Consider the following 17,430-nt stretch of genomic DNA (forward strand, 5'->3'; position numbering starts at 1 on the left):
AACGAACATGATTACACCCTATAAAAAATACCTCTCCGGCTTAATGCTCGCAACTACGTTGTTGATGACGGGTTGCAAGGACCAGGCTTTCGTTGACATCAACACGGATCCCGACGCTTTGACGGAGGTTCCGCCGGCTAACCAGTTGCTGAATGCCATCATCAATGTGCACGATCGGGACTTCGAGGCCTTTTATGATAATTACCAGCGGATCATGCCCTGGATGCAATATTCAACGGGTTTGACGGGTAATGGTCAAAACTTCACCCAAGTGTATGACAACTTTGCAAACCGTTACGGTGGTCTCTATACGGGCGTAGGTAACGCAGTTGTTGACATGGAGAAGCTGATTGAAAAGCTACCAGCGGAGGAGCAGCTTCGTTACGTACATATTATTCGTATGGGTCGGATCGTTAAAGCCTATTACGCATTTTACGTAAGCGACATTTACGGTAGCATCCCCTACACGGAGGCTTTCCAGGCTCGTTATGGCGGAACGTTAACCCCCAAGTACGACACCCAGCAAGCTCTGTTTGCTACCCTGGACCAGGAGTTAAAAGAAGCTATTACTGTGCTTAAGACTACTCCTTCAGCTCCGCAGATTACGGTGGGTAACCTGGATCAGTATTTTGGGGGCGACGCAAAGAAATGGGTGAAGGGGGCTAATGCCCTCCGCCTAAAAATTGCCATGCGGATGGCGAAGGTCGATGCCACGAAAATGCGAAGCATTGTTCAGGAAGTTCTGGCTTCTCCCGCTGACGATCTGATGAGTAGCAATGCGGATGGCTGGGTATTTGTGGCTCCCGCTGCCTTCAACAATGGGGGTAACTGGAGTCCCGCAGGACTTCGGGCGTCCAAGCCTCTGGTTGATTTTATGTGGGATACGCAGGATCCACGGATCGACGCGTTTTTCACCAAAAATAACTATTCACAGGCAAACATTGATTTGCTGATTGCGGCTAACCCCAGACAATTACCAGTGGGTACCAAAGAACCTGCCCGCCGGTATGTGGGTGGATTTACGAGCCCTGATCAGTCAGTGAATCAGCAGAATGTGCAGCGTTTTTATACGCCTCGTATCCTGGTAACGAATGGCAACCGTACTTCCATTGACACGCTTTCGTACATTCAGCCACGTTTATTCCAGGCTGCGTATTCGGTCAATGGTACAGTAGGTACCGGTCGTAACTACTTCCCCGTAATTACCTACGCTGATTTCTGCTTTATGCGGGCAGAACTCTCCGCTCAGGGCATTACCACGGAGAACGCTAAAAACTGGTACGAAGCTGGGGTTACCTCTTCGTTAGACTGGTACGATATCTTGGCGAAAGACGCCGTACTTCCCGACTATACGCCCATGACGGAAGCGGAGAAAGTAGCTTATCTGGCTCATCCGAAGGTGGCATTCAACACAGCCAAAGCGTTGGACTTGATTGCCAGCCAGGAATACATTCACTTCTTGCGTCAGCCTACGGAAGGTTGGGCTACCTGGAAACGTACGGGTTTCCCGAATGCCAGTTCAACCCTGGCTCTGCCTAATCTGGTCTCCAACGGAGCGACACTAACGGTACCCCGCCGGGCACCGCTGGGTATCCCCGCTCCTACTGAGCCTAACTATACGAATCGTAAGGCTGCTTACGATGAAATGGCTAAACTTCCGGGTTTTGGTACAGACCCTCAGGATGCTACGGGACGCGTTTGGTGGGATCGTCCGTAAGCAATTCGATTTGTATACTTTCCTGATTATTGTTAATTTAGGAACCCAACCCACCGATTGGTTCGGTGGGTTGTTTTTTTACCCTTACGTATGAAAGCTTACCTGGTATTCGGTTTGATGGTAGCTTGGACTTTGCTCGGAACACGGGCGGGTTTCGCTCAAAAAGTTACCTTCTACCGGGACGTACAACCCCTTATTCACGCTAACTGTGCCGTTTGCCATCGTCCCGGCGAGGCGGCCCCCTTTTCGCTGATTTCGTACGAAGATGTCAGCAAACGTTCCAAATTCATCCGGAAAGTCATTAACTCGGGCTATATGCCCCCCTGGCGTGCGGATGATCATTACGTGGATTTCGCCAATAAACGAAGTCTGACACCTGAACAGATTAAAACGATTACCGATTGGATTGATAACGACATGCCCAAGGGCAAAGTGAACACGGAATCCGAAATAGCCCTGCAAAAACGAGCACAGGCCGGAACGGCGTACCACCGCTTACCCGACCTGACGCTTTCCATGCCCAAACCTTTTCTGCAAAAAGGCGACGGCGTGGAGCGGTTTATGGTATTCAAGATCCCTTTCGAACTGGCGGAGGCCATGAATGTGGAAGCTCTGGAATTTACTTCTTCCAACAAGAAAGTCATTCACCACGCCAACTTCGCCATTCATCCGGTAGAAGACCCCGCCATTAGCCTGACCCAAAGCATTGATCAGGTCGATTTAAATTCAGCCGATTCCTGGCGGTACCAGGAATGGATGCCCTACAAAAAGAAAATGACCTATTACGGCGGCTGGATTCCCGGAGCCTCTCCCGAAAGCTATCCGAAAGGGATGGGCTGGGTCATGCCCAAGCGTGGCGTCGTTTTGCTAACCGTTCACTTCGCTCCGACGGGTAAGGATGAAGAGACGATCAGTGGCGTGAATTTCTTTTTCAAAAAGGAACCGATTCGCCGTACTGTTAATGTGATTAGTCTGGGCTCAGGGGGAATTGGTGAAAAGGAGATTACTCCTCCCCTATTCCTGTTTGGGGGCGATGTAAAAACCTGTAGTCTGAAAGTGGCATACCGCAACAAGCCCATCACGCTCCTGTACGCCTGGCCCCACATGCACCAGATCGGTAAAGAATTTACGGCATATGCCACCAGAACCGAAGGCGATACCCTCCCACTGGTACACATTCCGCAGTGGGACTTTCGCTGGCAGGAACTCTATCGCTACAAAAAGCCGGTTATTGTTCCGACTGGGTCAACGGTTCATGTAATCGGAAAATACGATAATACGGATGAAAACCCGATGAATCCTTTTAAACCCGCCAAACTGATTACCTCCGATGGAAACATGCGAAGTGATCAGGAAATGATGACGCTCATTCTGGTGTACATCACCTATGAGCCCGGCGACGAAAGCCTTCGGTTCGATTGATGTGTATTCCAGGGGATTCAGTTCCCTGGAAGATCATTAAAAATTTGACAACAACTCGATTGTACGAATCACTACACGTCCAACAATTCAAACCATTCAAACTTTCAACATTAAACCTTTTAAACTTCAAACTCTTCAACCATTAAACCACCCTCCCCTTCACCCCCCCCCCGCTTTATAACCTAACATTACTTCATTTTAACCCCAAGCTTTACTTTATCGTATGAACCCTTCCAAGTTAGGGTTAGGCCTGCTTATTGGTATGGCACTCCCCCTTTGGCTGGCCTTCCACGGTACGCCTCCTCCCCTGTTTGTAAAAATTCCGGCTAGTCAGTCGGGGGTAACGTTTACGAATGAAATCCGGGAAACGGATTCCCTGCACATTTTCCGCTACGAATATCTCTACAATGGTAATGGCGTGGGCATCGGTGATTTCGACGGTGATGGACGGCCCGACCTGTTTTTTTCCGGCAATACCGTATCGCATCAATTATACCTGAATCAGGGCGACTGGAAGTTCAGCGATGTCACGAAGCAGGCAGGTGTTGCGGGCAATGGCACCTGGGGAACCGGCGTAAGCATCGTTGATATTAACGCGGATGGACGGCTCGATATTTACGTTTGCCATTCGGGAAAATTTGGACCGAAGCAACTGGTAAACGAATTATTTATTAACGAAGGCCTCAAAGACGGCATACCCCACTTCACCGAACAGGCCCGCCATTACGGACTGGACTTACCCGGCACCCAAACCACCCAGGCCGCTTTTCTGGATTACGACCGCGACGGCGATCTCGATGTTTTCATTCTCAATCACTCCAATCATACCTTTAATCCCCTGCTTAATACGCGGGAGCTGCGACGTACGCCTGATCCCCGATTTGGAAATCTATTACTTCGTAATGATGGCGGCCGTTTTAGCGACGTAACGCTGGCCGAAGGCATTCTCAATAATCCCATCAACTTTGGTCTGGGCGTGGGGGTGAGCGATCTCAATAATGATGGCTGGCCCGACCTCTATACCACCAGCGACTATACCGAACAGGATTGTTTATACCTGAATCAACATGATTCGTCGGGAAAACATACGGGCTTTAAGGAAACCATTCGTTCCAGCATGGCTCACACGTCAAAGTTTTCGATGGGTTGCGACCTGGCGGATTTCAATAATGATACGTTGCCCGATGTCGTTACGCTGGATATGCTTCCGGCGGATAATCATCGCCAGAAAATGCTAAAAGGTGCCGACGAATACGACACCTATAAACTACTGATTGACAGTGGATACGTTCGGCAGCAAATGCGAAATATGCTGCAACTCAATCAGGGCAGCGATACGCAGGGAGAGCTTCATTTCAGTGAAATTGGTCAGCTTTCGGGCGTGGCCGCTACGGATTGGAGCTGGTCGGCTCTGCTCGCGGATTTTGACAACGACGGCTGGAAAGACCTGTTCGTTTCCAACGGCTATCTCCGCGATTTCACCGACATGGACTTCATGAAGTACACCGTCGCTGAAACAAAATTGAAGGAAGCGGGCCGGGGTAATCTGAATTTTCAGACGCTGGATTTGGTCAAACGCATGCCTTCCAATCAACTCATTAATTATCTCTTTCGGAATAACCATGATTTAACCTTTACGGATCAATCCAAAGCCTGGGGCATGACTACTCCCGCGGTATCGGGTGCCAGTGCTTACGCTGATTTTGACGGCGATGGTGATCTGGACTTAGTCATCTGTCATCAAAACGAGCCGGTTTCGCTGTACCAGAATCAGGCTCACACGCAGAAGAAACATTACCTCCGCGTTCGATTAACCGGGGAAGCAGGGAATACGCAGGCCCTGGGAGCCAAGGTAATCCTGGAAACAAAAGCCGGGAAACAGTTACAAACGGTTTCGCCCGTTCGCGGGTATCAGGCATCGGTGGAAACAGTACTGCATTTTGGACTGGGCGATGAAAGTCAGATTCAGCGAGTGACGGTGTACTGGCCCAATGGAAAGGTATCCAGCCTTCGTAATCCAGCGGCCAATCAGCTTCTGGTTATGGATGCCCGCCAAACCGAAAAAATGGCTGATCCGTCAAAAATAGCAACGCAGCCCTGGTTTCGCCCCCTGTCTACGGCGTCGCTGATTCCGTACAAACACCGGGAAAACGACTTTGTTGATTTCAAAGTAGAAGTGTTGATTCCGTACCAGCTTTCACGGCTGGGACCAGCAATGGCCAGGGGCGACGTGAACAGCGACGGTCGGGAAGACCTCTTCCTGGGTGGAGCCGTGGATCAAAGCGGCGAGCTTTGGTTACAGCAGGCCAACGGTAGCTTCGCACGGGCATCCGCCCAGCCCTGGCGGGCGGATGCTGCCAGTGAAGACGTCAATGCCTTATTCTTTGATGCCGATCAGGATTCGGATCTGGATCTGTACGTAGTTAGCGGTGGAAATGAGTACGAATCCGGAGCACCCGAGTATCAGGACCGGCTCTATCTCAACGATGGGAAAGGACAATTCAGTCGAACGCCCACCGGCGTACTACCCGTCATGCGGGACAGCAAAATGGCCCTTGCGATAGCTGATCTGGAGGGTGACGGCGATCTGGATGTTTTTGTGGGTGGTCGCGGGAAGGCGGGAAGTTTTCCTTTGGCATCACCGAGTTATCTCCTGCGAAACGACACGCCCAAAGGAGGTACGCCGCACTTTACGGACGTTACGGATGCTCTGGCACCCGCCTGTCGTCAAATCGGCATGGTACAGACCGCCGCCTGGAAGGACCTGAATGGCGATCAGAAACCCGACCTGATACTGGCGGGCGACTGGATGCCCGTCAGCGTATTTCTGCAAACCAACGGAGCCTTTCAGAATCATACGGAAGCGATGGGTCTATCAGGTAGTACGGGCTGGTGGGCTTCGCTGCAACTGGCGGACATTGACGGCGACGGAGATACGGATATTGTGGCCGGAAATGCCGGTTTGAATACGCTATTCCAACCCCGCCCCGATCAGCCCATGCGAGTGGTGGCCGGAGATATTGACGGCGACGGCATCATTGATCCCATCTGGACTTATTACGTACAGGGCAAACCGTACCCGGCGGCATCCCGCGACGAACTGCTGGATCAGGTGGTACCCCTTCGAAAGAAGTTTACCCGGTATCACCAATACGCAGACGCCACCGTCGAAAACCTCTTTAGCAAATCGGCACTGGCTCAGGCCAGGGTAGTGGAAGCCTGTGAAATGGCTTCCGGCGTATTTATTAACGAAAAAGGTACGTTCCGTTTCGTGCGATTTCCGATGGAAGCCCAGTTTTCCCGGGTGAGCACACTTTTGCTCGACGACTGGAATAAAGACGGGAAAATGGATATTCTCCTCGCCGGTAATTTTTCTCCGTATCGGGTGCAACACGGTCCCTGTGATGCCAGCTTTGGTTTGATTTTACAGGGCGATGGGAAGGGTCAGTTCCAGACCATCTCCCCGCGTGAATCGGGCCTTTGGCTGGGCGGCGATGTGCGGCAGGGCCTGATCATCCCAACGCCTGCGGGACAGAAACGCCTGTATTTCACTGTTAACGACGGCTCTCTTCTTGGCTACGAACGATGAATAAAATACGATTGGTTATCATCTTGCTGAGCAGTCTGTTCGGCCAGCAAAGTTTCGCCCAATACACCCGCGAAGCCTTCGAACGCATCCTTTTTCATGAAGCTCAGGATGCCCTGACGCGAGTGATTGTCAGCGATATTTTCTCGCCTCCCGTGGCTTCCCGGATTTATGTCTACGCTCACGTAGCCGCGTACGAAACACTGATGCGTTTTGAACCGAAAACCTACCAGTCGCTGGCCGGGCAGTTACGCGGACTTTCGTCGCCTGCCGTTCAAAAGACCTCCCACGCTCAGGCGGGGCTGGCGGCTACGGAAGCCTTACTCGTGGTCGGCAGAGGTTTGGTTTTCTCTGAACAAGTCCTGGAAGAAGAAGCCGCAACGCTCTGGAAGCGGGTACAGCAGCGAGGTTATACGGCGGAAGAAATCCGTGAATCGAAAGCGATGGGGCAGCAAATGGCTCAGCATATCCTGGCCTGGGCGGGTACGGATCAGTACAAGCAAACGCGTTCCCTTCGTCGGTATGCACCGCTTAAAAAAGAAGGATCGTGGCTGCCTACACCGCCGGCTTACATGCCCGCCGTGGAGCCCTACTGGGGTCGTATTAAACCGATGGTACTGGATTCGTCTACGCAATACCACTTGTCGACTCCTCCAGCGTACAGTATTTCCCCCGAAAGTGCGTTCTACCACTCGGCTCAGGATGTGCAGCAGGCGGGCCTGAACCTGACCGAAGAGCAACGACTCATTGCCAATTACTGGGACTGCAACCCCTTCTTTCTGCACACGCAGGGTCATATGCATTTCGGCAGTAAGAAGCTTTCGCCCAATGGGCACTGGATGTCGATAGCCGGGCAGGTGGCTCGTCAGCTTCATACGGACCTTTACCGAACCAGTTCCGCCTACGTCCTTACGGCTCTCGCCATATTCGACGGCTTTATCACCTGCTGGCAGGATAAGTACACCTACAATGTCATCCGTCCCGAAACCTATATAAACGCTCACATTAGCGAAAGCTGGAAACCGATTCTGCAAACGCCGCCCTTCCCGGAGTACCCCAGTGGCCATAGTGTCATTTCCACCGCCGCCGCTGTAGTGCTCGATCAGGTCTTTGGCTCAAACGTAGCCTTTCACGACAGTACCGAAGTACCCTACGGATTGCCCGTGCGGCATTTCGCTTCGTTTACTCAGGCGGCTCAGGAAGCGGCTGTCAGTCGCTTGTACGGGGGCATCCACTACCGGGAAGCCATCGTAAATGGCCAACAACAGGGATTCGCAGTAGGCCAGGCCCTGTTGCGGAAAGTGAAGTGGAAAAAATAGCGGTACTTTGCTGATTCATCGGCATAATGCGTAATCAAATTCTGTTCTTTCATGTTTAGACTTTTCCTATTTCTTCTCTTTTTAACTACTACTTTCGCCCAGGCCCAGAAAACGGATACCCGTCTGCAAAAACAACTCGAGACGCTGGTAAAAGACTTCCACGGGGATCTGGGTATTTACGTCGAAGACCTGAAAACGCATTCTGTCGCGGCCATCCGGGCCGATACCATCTTCCCAACGGCCAGTATTGTAAAAGTTCCTATTCTATTGGGCATCATGGACAAAATCCAGCGGGGGCAGCTTGACTATCACCAGTCGGTAACGCTAACGGATTCGCTGCGTTACAAAGCCAGCGACGAAGCCGATTTAGTCAATGCCATGAAAACGGGTGAAAAAATCGAAATCAGTCGCCTGCTCTTACTCATGCTCAGTACCAGCGACAATACGGCCAGTTTGTGGTTACAGGGGTTAGCGGGGGGCGGTTTGCGTATCAATCAGGTACTGGACAGTCTGGGTTACCAGGTTACGCGGGTGAATAGTCGTACGCCGGGTCGTGAAGCCATTCGCAATCGGTATGGTTGGGGACAAACATCGCCCCGGGAAATGGCCCGCCTGTTTACGGCTATTTCCGAACGGAAACTTATTAATCCTTCCATCAGTGAGAAAATGCTTCGCCTGTTGGGCCGTCAGTATTGGGATCAGTACGCGTTATCGCAGATTCCCCCGGATGTGTTTGTAGCGGATAAACACGGCTGCGTTAACCAAAGTCGTAGTGAAGTTTTTTACGTAGCCGGACCGCATCCTTACGTCTGTGCCATTTTCACCAAAAACAACCGGGATGAAAGCTGGGAAGCCACTAACGAGGCCTGGACGCTGACGCGAAAAATTTCCGCCCTACTCTGGAAGTATTACCACCCCCGTTCGACATGGATACCCGATTCCAAAAACTGGTGATCTAAGCCCTGGTCCGCGTTTTTATGCCCGTACACCAAACCTATGTACTACGCGTATGGAAACAATACAAATTGGCGATCAGGTCATTCATAAACCCGAAGAAGGCCACGCACTTATCAACGACGGGCAAGCCATGGAGGTACTCCAGCTGGAAGGCGATACGATCATTTGCCAGACCGAAGCCGGGCCTGCTTCTATTCCAGCTTCGGAAATCATCAAAGGTACTACGATCATCAAAGGGTACGTGGGGGGCTAAATCCTCCTCCATTCAGAAGGCTGACGACAAGCGTCAGCCTTTTTTATTTTGCAGCGTATGGATTGATACAAAACGGTTGCTCTCCGAAAAACCCGGGAATACCTCTCTAGTCGTTGATGAACCAAGTACCTGATCGGCTAATATTCAATTTTTGACTCGTTTCAGAACGAATGAAGCAGGAAGGCAATGCGTACAATTAAATAAAACACCCTGGCCACTCAGGCCAGCACGGTTCGAAGTTCCAGGCAGCAAAGCCTGATTTGCCCGCCTATGGTTTTCAGCGAAAAAAACGGGTCTTTGTATTCTTCTGGTGAAAGATGGAGGGATTCACTGAGCCTGTTCCCCGAATCATCAGGGGTCGCTTCTCTGGGTGGAGGATCCAACAATAGCAGACTCTGGAACAGGACGTCCCTTACCGCCTTCACCCGGTTCCGATCAGCGAATGGGTCTGCGTTGTGCTGCATCGAAAGCGACCTGAACAGCGAGGCAATATGGGCACTGAGCATATGATTCAGCATTTGAAAATGATACATATACTCGGAGACAATGGCTTTATTACCGGGTTCTCTAAGCATTCGCTGAAAGGATTGGGATAGATTGGCCTGCCCCAGATAGACACTCTTGCGGGCCAGTTTATAGGCCGTCACATTCATGGGTTTTCCACTGAGTGCATCATCGAGTTTTTCCAGGTAATGTAGATTGGATTTCAGCAATTCTCTGCACAAAAACAGCATGCGGCTGGATTCCCAGGAGGGGAAAAGGTAAGTGGCTCCAAAGGCAATGGCACAGCCAATGAGCGTATCGTAGATTCGTTCGAGAACGAAGCCCCAGCCGCTATTCCCGTACAGGTATACGATACTGATGACCATCGGCGTGAGAGCAATCACACTGACGAGGTGGTGGGTTCGGTTGAACGTAAAGTAAACGAGCAGAAACACCGCAGCGAACACAAGCAGGATTGCCGTGTTTGTAACGAAATAGAGCAGAACCAGTGCCAGGACAATCCCCAACAGGGTGCCCGTAAGCCGCTGAATGTTTCGTTGCCGGGTCAGACTGAAGGCTGGTTTAATGATAACAACCACGGTAATCAGTATCCAGTAGCTGTATTTGCCCAAGACAAATACCTGAGCCAGCAGGTAACAAAACAAACAGGTTACTGCCAGGCGGAGCGAAAACCGGAATATGGGCGAACTAATTTTAAAATGTGATACCAGCTGCTTCCATTCCAACTTTTCAAAAGGGGCAAAATGCTGGTATTCTACCTGGGTTTTTGCGGGAATGATGACGTTGGTTTCGTTACGAAGCGTATGGTCTATTTCCTGAATATCCGCGTAAATACTTTTAAGGTTAGCCAGTAGCTGGGAAAGAATGGCCGCGTTAGAATCATTCTCTTTTTTGATCAGGTACTCGAATCTTGCCGTTAGTTGCGTTAACTGACGGTCGGTTTGTGTCCCTTGTTGCGGCCGCGTCGAGAAAGGTTTCATCTCGCTGACATGAAGCATATCTGCCGCCAGTAAACGGATCATCTGTTGAATCAGATCCAGGGCACCGGTAATTGCGAATTGATTTCGTATAAAGTCATAGTCATAGTGAATCGCCGTGATCTGTTCGTAGAGATCAATGGTCTTCTCGGCTACGTGCAAGAGTACCTGCCCCGTTCGGTTGTCCTGATGCATGACTGCTTTGTCGCGTAGCAGAATACTGCGTAACTGCTGCTGGGCTTCGCTGACACGGGTATGGGACAGAATGGCTTGATTGTAACAATCTTTTAGCGTAAGATCTGTATCGTAGAACAGGGCTTTGACTTGCAGATAATTATGGGTAGTAAGCAGTGCCTCGGAAATGGCGTAGCGAAGGTATCGTTCGGGCCATAGCCACAAATGCAGCAGGCTAATCGCGTAATACCAGAGTCCACCCATCAACAGATACAGGCAAAACCAGTAATCCGTGGGGTTGAGCCCCCAGATAAAAATCATGAGTACAATGGCTGCAGTACCTGCCATTGACAATCGGCTTCCGTAAGCCGTAAGCATGGAGCACCCCAGTGTAATCAAAAAAAAGACCGCCCCCATAAGCCAGGGATAAGGCAGAGCAGCAATGGAGATCAGCGATACCAGAAAAAACAGCAAAATGCTGACGGTGGTAGTCGTGCGTTTATCCTCTATCGTTCCACGTAGGTCGGTCAGGGCAATCAGCAGTGCCCCGAGGGTAACACCAATAGCAGGCTGGGCTAAACCTAAAGCAAATAGAACCCCTGCGGGAGTAATGATACTAAGCGTAATGCGGAGGGCATCCGTAAAATACTCTCCGGTAAGAAAATTACTGATCCGCTGTTTGAGTCTTTTTTGATTCATGCAGGCTATATACAAAAGGCAAATGCCAGGAGTCCCTGACTCACTATTCCAATTTCTGACAAAACGGAATCCAGTCAAAACTAACAAACTTCATGCAGAAGTGCCCTGTTTTCTTGTCTGTATGCATCGACCCGTATTCTTCTCAGCTTACGGATGAACGTTACTTCCCTGGCGTTTACGCCTCCCTACAGCGGGTAAAACTTCGTTTATGGACACCTCAAATCAAAAATGATTTTTGGGGTAATACGCTATACGTTAAGTTCACTATTTGGCTATATTCCCGTCACATTGAGGACATATCACGGGTCTAGCTTTGCGGTTTCAAACCCTTCCCCAGATCCCTTTTATGCGTCAAACCTCTATTCTTTTCTTTCTTCTTCTCGTGCTTTCGATAGCCAGTCCCGGCTGGAGTCAGACCCCTCTTCTGCAGGGGACAGTCACGGATGAGCAGGGCCAGTTCCTACCGGGTGTCAATGTGCTTTTGAAAGGCACGACTACAGGTGTCGTGACTACGGCAAACGGAACGTTTGCCCTACGGCCTCCCCGCCCCTTAACGCCCGCTGATCAGCTGGTGTTCAGTTTCGTGGGATACGCTACGGCCGAAGTAGCCATTGGCAGCAGTACCCAACTGAACGTGCGTTTGAAAGCCAGTCCTTTAGCCTTACAGGAAGTAGTGGTTACGGCTCTGGGCATCAAACGGGAGGAAAAATCCCTGGGTTATGCGGCTCAAAGTCTCAGTGAGAACGTCGTTAAAGATGCCCGGACCAACAACTGGGTCAATTCACTGGCGGGAAAAGTTGCGGGACTAAACATCCAGGGCACGGGTGCGGGTCCGATGGGGTCCGCCCGCATTACCCTGCGGGGCGAATCTTCATTAAACCTGGATAACAACCAGGCCCTGATTGTTGTCGATGGGGTCCCCGTTAGCAGCCGCATTACAGGGACGGGTTACAACTCCCACCTCTCCGCCGACAGTCCGGTTGATTACGGGTCAAGTTTGTCCGATTTAAATCCTGACGATATTGAAAATGTTACCGTCTTGAAGGGCCCCGGTGCTACGGCCCTGTACGGCAGCCGTGCCGCAGGCGGTGCCCTGATCATTACCACGAAATCCGGTGCCCGCAAAGACCAGGGAATTGGAGTGACGGTCAATTCCAACGTCAGTATCGAAGGCGTCAACCGCTGGCCTGATTACCAGTTTGAATACGGTGAAGGCCGCACGAGTACTTATTTTTCGTACCTGGATAGTCCCGACGGGCCGAACACCGCCACCACGGTAGCCGCAGGCCGGGCCTGGGGGCCCAGGTTTAACGGACAGTCCTACTACCAGTACAATCCCTCCGCTCCCAACGGCAAACCCACGGAACGTACCCCCTGGGTACCTTACAAGGATTATATCTCGGGCTTTTTCCAAACGGGACTGACGTACTCCAACAGCCTCTCTCTGGAAGGTGGTACAGACAAAGGTTCGGCCCGCTTCTCGCTAACGCACCTGAAGAACAAATGGATCATTCCCAATACGGGCTTCGAACGCATCAATGCGGCCCTATCCGTGAATCAGAAGGTTTCTGATCGGCTGAAAATCAACGGTCGGGTCAATTACTCCAATAAAAAGAGTGACAACCTTCCCGCCGCCGGTTACAATAACCAGACGCTGATGTACTTCCTGATTCTGGGTACAACCCCGAATATTCGTCCGGAATGGTTTAAGCCCTACTGGGCAACGGGCCTGGAGCAGGTACAGCAACGCAATCCCTTCAACCCTACGCCCGACAACCCGTATTTGATCATGTACGAGATGCTCAATAAGATGAACAAGCACGGCGTCATCGGTACGCTTTCGGCCACGTATCAGCTCTCGGATCATATTGATTTACTTGTACGCTCGGGATTGGACATGTCCTACGAGTTTCGCTCGCAGCAACGTCCCTTCTCCATGACGCGTTACCCCCGTGGAATGTACCGGGAGCAAAACGTTTTTAGCTACGAATCCAACACGGATTTTCTTTTGAGTTACAAAAATCAGCTCAGTTCCCGCGTACACCTGAATGCCAGTGCCGGGGGAAATGCCATGCGACAGTTGTATGATTTTGCCGGACTCTACGCCGATCAGTTAGCTCAACCCGGCATTTATCAAATCTCCAACAGTCTGGATCAGGCCGTTGCGGATCCTTTGAAAACCCGCAAAGCCATCAACAGTTTGTACGCGGCGGCTCAGTTCTCCCTCGACGAAAAAATCTTCGTGGATCTGACGGGCCGTAATGACTGGTCCAGTACACTTCCCTACGGCAATAACTCCTTTTTCTATCCTTCCGTAAGTAGTAGCTTCCTGCTCCATGAGCTCCTGCCCCTGCCCCAAAGCTTTTCTTTTGCCAAGCTACGGGCCTCCTGGGCTCAAGTGGGGAATGACACCCGTCCTTACCAGACCGACCGCTACTACGATAAAATTTACGGAAACAGTTTTACCAATGCTACGACGCTATTCAATGCCAACCTAAAACCGGAGATTACTTCGAGTTATGAATTCGGTCTGGACGTGCGGTTGCTGAATAATCGGGTAGGACTGGATGTGGCCTATTATAACAACCGCAGTCGCAATCAGATTCTGGCCATTCCCCTCGATCCGGTTTCGGGCTATACCAATGCTCTGATTAATGCGGGGTTGATTAATAGCCGCGGGCTGGAACTCAAACTCACGGGCCGACCGCTGGCTACCAGTCAATGGAACTGGAATTCGACCCTGTTGTGGTCACGCAACCGAAGCCACGTACGCGAACTGGCCGCGGGCATTACCAATCAGGTGATTTACAACCATAATACCAACGTCTCCATCGAAGCCCGCGTGGGTGGGCTGATGGGCGATATGTACGGCCGGGGTTTTCAACGATCGCCCGATGGTCAGATCATCTATTCATCCGTAGGGCTTCCGGCTCCGCTGGACCCCGAAAACAAAAAGTGGGGCAATGCTTTTGCGGACTGGAAAGCCAGCTGGCTCAATGAATTCAGCTATCGCGGGGTGCGTTTGAGCGTGTTGCTCGACGGCCAGAAAGGCGGTAGTCTGTTTTCCCAGACCAATCATAAAAACAATACGCTGGGTAAAACTAACGTAACCCTTCCCGGCCGCGAGGATGGTATCATTGGTCAGGGGGTCGTGAAGCAGCCCGATGGCAGTTTTACCCCTAATACGGTAAAAGTGGCAGCCAGCTCCTATTACGATAATTACTACGCCATCACCAACGCCGAGACCAACATCTTCGACGCTTCTTTCCTGAAAATCCGGGAAGTGCGGCTGGAGTTCAACCTGCCCAAACGCTGGCTCCAACGAACGGGGCTTCGCCAGACCAGTCTGGCCTTGTACGGACGTGATCTGTTCAACTTCACCAAGTTTCCCGGTTTTGACCCCGAGGGGGGTAACCTAAACGGCGGTACGCTCACCCCGGGCGTTGAACTGGCTCAATTCCCATCCACCCGTGTCATTGGGGCCAATTTAACCCTTAAACTCTAAGCCTGATGTTTCGCTTATCCTATCTTCGCTGGCTACTGCTTGTACTCCTGACGGCTGGCTGTACGCAGGGCTTTCAGGAACTGAATACGGACCTGAACCGACCCAAGGAAATTACACCGGGTGTACTTCTTGGGCAGTTGCAGTACCGCATCGTAAATGCTTCTACGGGAGCCGCCCGTAACTTTACCCATGAACTCATGCAGGTAGATGCCCCCCGAGGTAGTGCCGGTGGGGGTGGTCTGCACCGTTACGTGGTCGGACCGGGTACGGGCGTCTGGAATAACTTCTACGGCTTTTTAACGGATATTGAAGATCTCTCCCAGATCGCCCAACGTCTTCAGGAGCCTAATTATCAGGCTATTGCTCTGGTTTATAAAAGCTGGGCGTATTCGATTCTGACGGATTTATACGGAGACATTCCCTATTCGGAGTCGACCAGGGCCGCTCAGGGTCTGGTAAAACCCAGCTTTGATAGCCAGCAAAGCATTTATCCGCAATTGCTGAAAGATCTGGAAACGGCCAATGCCCTCTTCGACGAACGCAAAGCCCTGACTTACGGCGGTGATCTGGTTTACGCGGCTAATGCTCTTTCGGGCAGCACCAGTCCGGGTATCCTCAAATGGAAAAAGTTTGCCAACTCCCTGCGACTGCGTTTACTACTCCGCCTGTCCAAGCGTGACGGAACCGTACCCGTGAAGGAGCAGATCGCAACCATACTGGCGAATCCGACTCAGTATCCCGTCTTTACAAGTAATGCGGATGAAGCTATTTTTCGTTACCCCGGTACTTTTCCGTACTACAACCCGAATTACAACGCCCGGCAGGTAGACTGGCGGGATGGCAACTACTTCACCAAGTTTTTCCTTGCCCCCCTGAACGCTACGAATGATCCCCGTCGGACGGTATGGTGCCTGCCCGTGACGGTCAACGGCGTGCCGGTGTATCAGGGCATTGAGAGTGGCTACCCTACCACGGTTGAATACGCCGTAGGTCGCAATTCCAGCTACAGCGACGTACTCAAAACGCTCCCTCAGTTGGGCGTGATGATGCCCTACGCGGAAGTAGAGTTCATGAAGGCAGAACTAGCCCTGAAAGGATTTACCACTGGAAAAACAGCCAAAGCTCATTACGAAGCGGGTATTGCGGCCTCCATGACGCAGTGGGGCGTGAGTCTGCCCGCCGGTTTTCTGGAGCATCCGCTCATTGCTTTCGCCAGTAGCTCCGAAGCCCAGTTTGAGCAAGTCATGCTTCAGAAGTACTATGCTTCCTTTTTTGTCGATTATCAATCCTGGTTTGAAAAACGCCGGACGGGCTACCCCGTACTCCCCCGCGGGACGGGCATTCCCGCTGAAAACCAGTTTCCCTCCCGCGTTCCCTATCCCACATACCTGCAATCGCTGAACCCCGAAGCTCTGGCGAAAGCCGTAGCCAGTATGGGAGGCGATACCAGTGACCAGAAGGTATGGTGGGAACGCTAATGAATCATGCTTGTATGAACTTATTAGTCAAAAGCCTTCTGCTCTGGAGTCTGGCCGTATCCAGCCTCTGTGCCCAGAAGATAGAACTGCCTACCCGAGGCTTGTGTGCCCATCGCGGCTGTATGGATACGCATCCCGAGAATACCATTCCTGCTTTTCAGCGGGCCATTCAGCTGGGTGCTCACATGATTGAATTTGATGTGCAGTTTACGCGGGATAGTGCCCTGGTCATTATACACGACGAAACGGTGGATCGCACCACCAACGGCAGCGGACGAGTAGCGGATTTAACCCTCGCTGACATTCGGCAACTGGATGCCGGAGTGAAGAAGGGTCGACCGCATACCCGCATTCCTACGCTGGAGGAAACGCTGGCGATCATGCCCCGCAACGTGTGGCTCAACTGTCACCTGAAGGGTGGTGCCGAAGTGGGTCGGGCCGTTGCCCGGTATCTGGTCACGACGGACCGCCTGCATCAGACCTTTCTAGCCTGTAGTCAGGACGCTGCCAGGGGTGCCCGAGCCGTCCATCCATCGATTCTTATCTGTAATTCCGACGGTAGAAACCGCACGGATAATCAGGCGTACGCCCGGGCTACGGTGGATCAAAAAGCTCATTTCATTCAGCTCCTGAGCGAAAGTTCAGCCGGGCGTCCGGCGGCTCTTGCTTTGCTTAAACAGCACGGCATCCGGATCAATTACTTCTACGCCAAAACGCCCGATCAGCTGGCGGGTTTATGGCAGGCGGGAGCTGACTTTATTTTAGTGAACGAACTCGAAACCTTTCAGGATGCGACTCGACAGGCGGGTATCATGCCCTGGAAACCTCAATTCTAACAT

General features: G+C 51.6%; 10 protein-coding genes. 9 read left to right on the forward strand and 1 reads right to left on the reverse strand.

Features of this window, described 5'->3' with window-relative positions:
- The first annotated feature begins 43 nt into the window (after positions 1-43).
- From BWI97_RS22550 to BWI97_RS22575, 6 genes are all read left to right on the forward strand, one after another.
- Positions 44-1,717, forward strand: a complete 1,674-nt coding sequence (locus tag BWI97_RS22550; protein WP_233207964.1) for a SusD/RagB family nutrient-binding outer membrane lipoprotein — start codon at positions 44-46, stop codon at positions 1,715-1,717.
- A 90-nt stretch (positions 1,718-1,807) separates the two neighbouring features.
- The gene (locus BWI97_RS22555) at positions 1,808-3,139 is read left to right on the forward strand and encodes a cytochrome c (RefSeq protein WP_199182064.1); all 1,332 of its coding nucleotides are present in this window, start codon (positions 1,808-1,810) and stop codon (positions 3,137-3,139) included.
- 262 nt (positions 3,140-3,401) lie between these two features.
- Positions 3,402-6,728: a VCBS repeat-containing protein gene (locus tag BWI97_RS22560; RefSeq protein ID WP_233207965.1), complete on the forward strand. Its 3,327-nt coding sequence runs from the start codon at positions 3,402-3,404 to the stop codon at positions 6,726-6,728.
- A complete protein-coding gene (locus BWI97_RS22565) occupies positions 6,725-8,044 on the forward strand; it encodes a vanadium-dependent haloperoxidase (protein ID WP_102202905.1) in 1,320 nt (439 codons plus the stop codon). Before BWI97_RS22560 ends, BWI97_RS22565 begins: the two co-directional genes overlap by 4 nt.
- A 51-nt stretch (positions 8,045-8,095) precedes the next feature.
- Positions 8,096-8,998 carry a serine hydrolase gene (locus BWI97_RS22570; protein WP_102202906.1) on the forward strand — a complete coding sequence of 301 codons (903 nt, stop codon included), beginning with the start codon at positions 8,096-8,098 and terminating at the stop codon, positions 8,996-8,998.
- A gap of 55 nt (positions 8,999-9,053) precedes the next feature.
- Positions 9,054-9,254, forward strand: a complete 201-nt coding sequence (locus BWI97_RS22575; RefSeq protein ID WP_094811610.1) for a hypothetical protein — start codon at positions 9,054-9,056, stop codon at positions 9,252-9,254.
- A gap of 218 nt (positions 9,255-9,472) precedes the next feature.
- Here the strand turns inward: BWI97_RS22575 and BWI97_RS22580 are convergent, their stop codons facing one another.
- A complete protein-coding gene (locus tag BWI97_RS22580; RefSeq protein ID WP_102202907.1) occupies positions 9,473-11,608 on the reverse strand; it encodes an FUSC family membrane protein in 2,136 nt (711 codons plus the stop codon).
- Between the two features lie 346 nt (positions 11,609-11,954).
- On the opposite strand from BWI97_RS22580, the gene BWI97_RS22585 reads away from it, so the two are divergent.
- The 3 genes from BWI97_RS22585 to BWI97_RS22595 are packed head-to-tail and all read left to right on the forward strand — an operon-like array spanning position 11,955 to position 17,427.
- Complete coding sequence (locus BWI97_RS22585; protein WP_102202908.1) at positions 11,955-15,113, forward strand: SusC/RagA family TonB-linked outer membrane protein; 3,159 nt, start codon at positions 11,955-11,957, stop codon at positions 15,111-15,113.
- Between the two features lie 5 nt (positions 15,114-15,118).
- On the forward strand, positions 15,119-16,591 hold the full coding sequence (locus BWI97_RS22590) for a SusD/RagB family nutrient-binding outer membrane lipoprotein (protein ID WP_102202909.1): 1,473 nt from the start codon (positions 15,119-15,121) through the stop codon (positions 16,589-16,591).
- A gap of 14 nt (positions 16,592-16,605) precedes the next feature.
- Positions 16,606-17,427 carry a glycerophosphodiester phosphodiesterase gene (locus BWI97_RS22595; RefSeq protein WP_199182065.1) on the forward strand — a complete coding sequence of 274 codons (822 nt, stop codon included), beginning with the start codon at positions 16,606-16,608 and terminating at the stop codon, positions 17,425-17,427.
- The last annotated feature ends 3 nt before the right edge of the window (positions 17,428-17,430 follow it).

It is taken from the genome of Siphonobacter sp. BAB-5405 (genome assembly GCF_002872335.1).
In the GTDB taxonomy this organism is placed as follows: Bacteria; Bacteroidota; Bacteroidia; order Cytophagales; family Spirosomataceae; genus Siphonobacter.

Bases quoted from the DNA above. Each gene is read 5' to 3' on its own strand.
- BWI97_RS22550 (WP_233207964.1), top strand. From the start codon at position 44: ATGCTCGCAACTACGTTGTTGATGACGGGTTGCAAGGACCAGGCTTTC.
- BWI97_RS22555 (WP_199182064.1), top strand. From the start codon at position 1,808: ATGAAAGCTTACCTGGTATTCGGTTTGATGGTAGCTTGGACTTTGCTC.
- BWI97_RS22560 (WP_233207965.1), top strand. From the start codon at position 3,402: ATGGCACTCCCCCTTTGGCTGGCCTTCCACGGTACGCCTCCTCCCCTG.
- BWI97_RS22565 (WP_102202905.1), top strand. From the start codon at position 6,725: ATGAATAAAATACGATTGGTTATCATCTTGCTGAGCAGTCTGTTCGGC.
- BWI97_RS22570 (WP_102202906.1), top strand. From the start codon at position 8,096: ATGTTTAGACTTTTCCTATTTCTTCTCTTTTTAACTACTACTTTCGCC.
- BWI97_RS22575 (WP_094811610.1), top strand. From the start codon at position 9,054: ATGGAAACAATACAAATTGGCGATCAGGTCATTCATAAACCCGAAGAA.
- BWI97_RS22580 (WP_102202907.1), bottom strand. From the start codon at position 11,608: ATGAATCAAAAAAGACTCAAACAGCGGATCAGTAATTTTCTTACCGGA.
- BWI97_RS22585 (WP_102202908.1), top strand. From the start codon at position 11,955: ATGCGTCAAACCTCTATTCTTTTCTTTCTTCTTCTCGTGCTTTCGATA.
- BWI97_RS22590 (WP_102202909.1), top strand. From the start codon at position 15,119: ATGTTTCGCTTATCCTATCTTCGCTGGCTACTGCTTGTACTCCTGACG.
- BWI97_RS22595 (WP_199182065.1), top strand. From the start codon at position 16,606: ATGAACTTATTAGTCAAAAGCCTTCTGCTCTGGAGTCTGGCCGTATCC.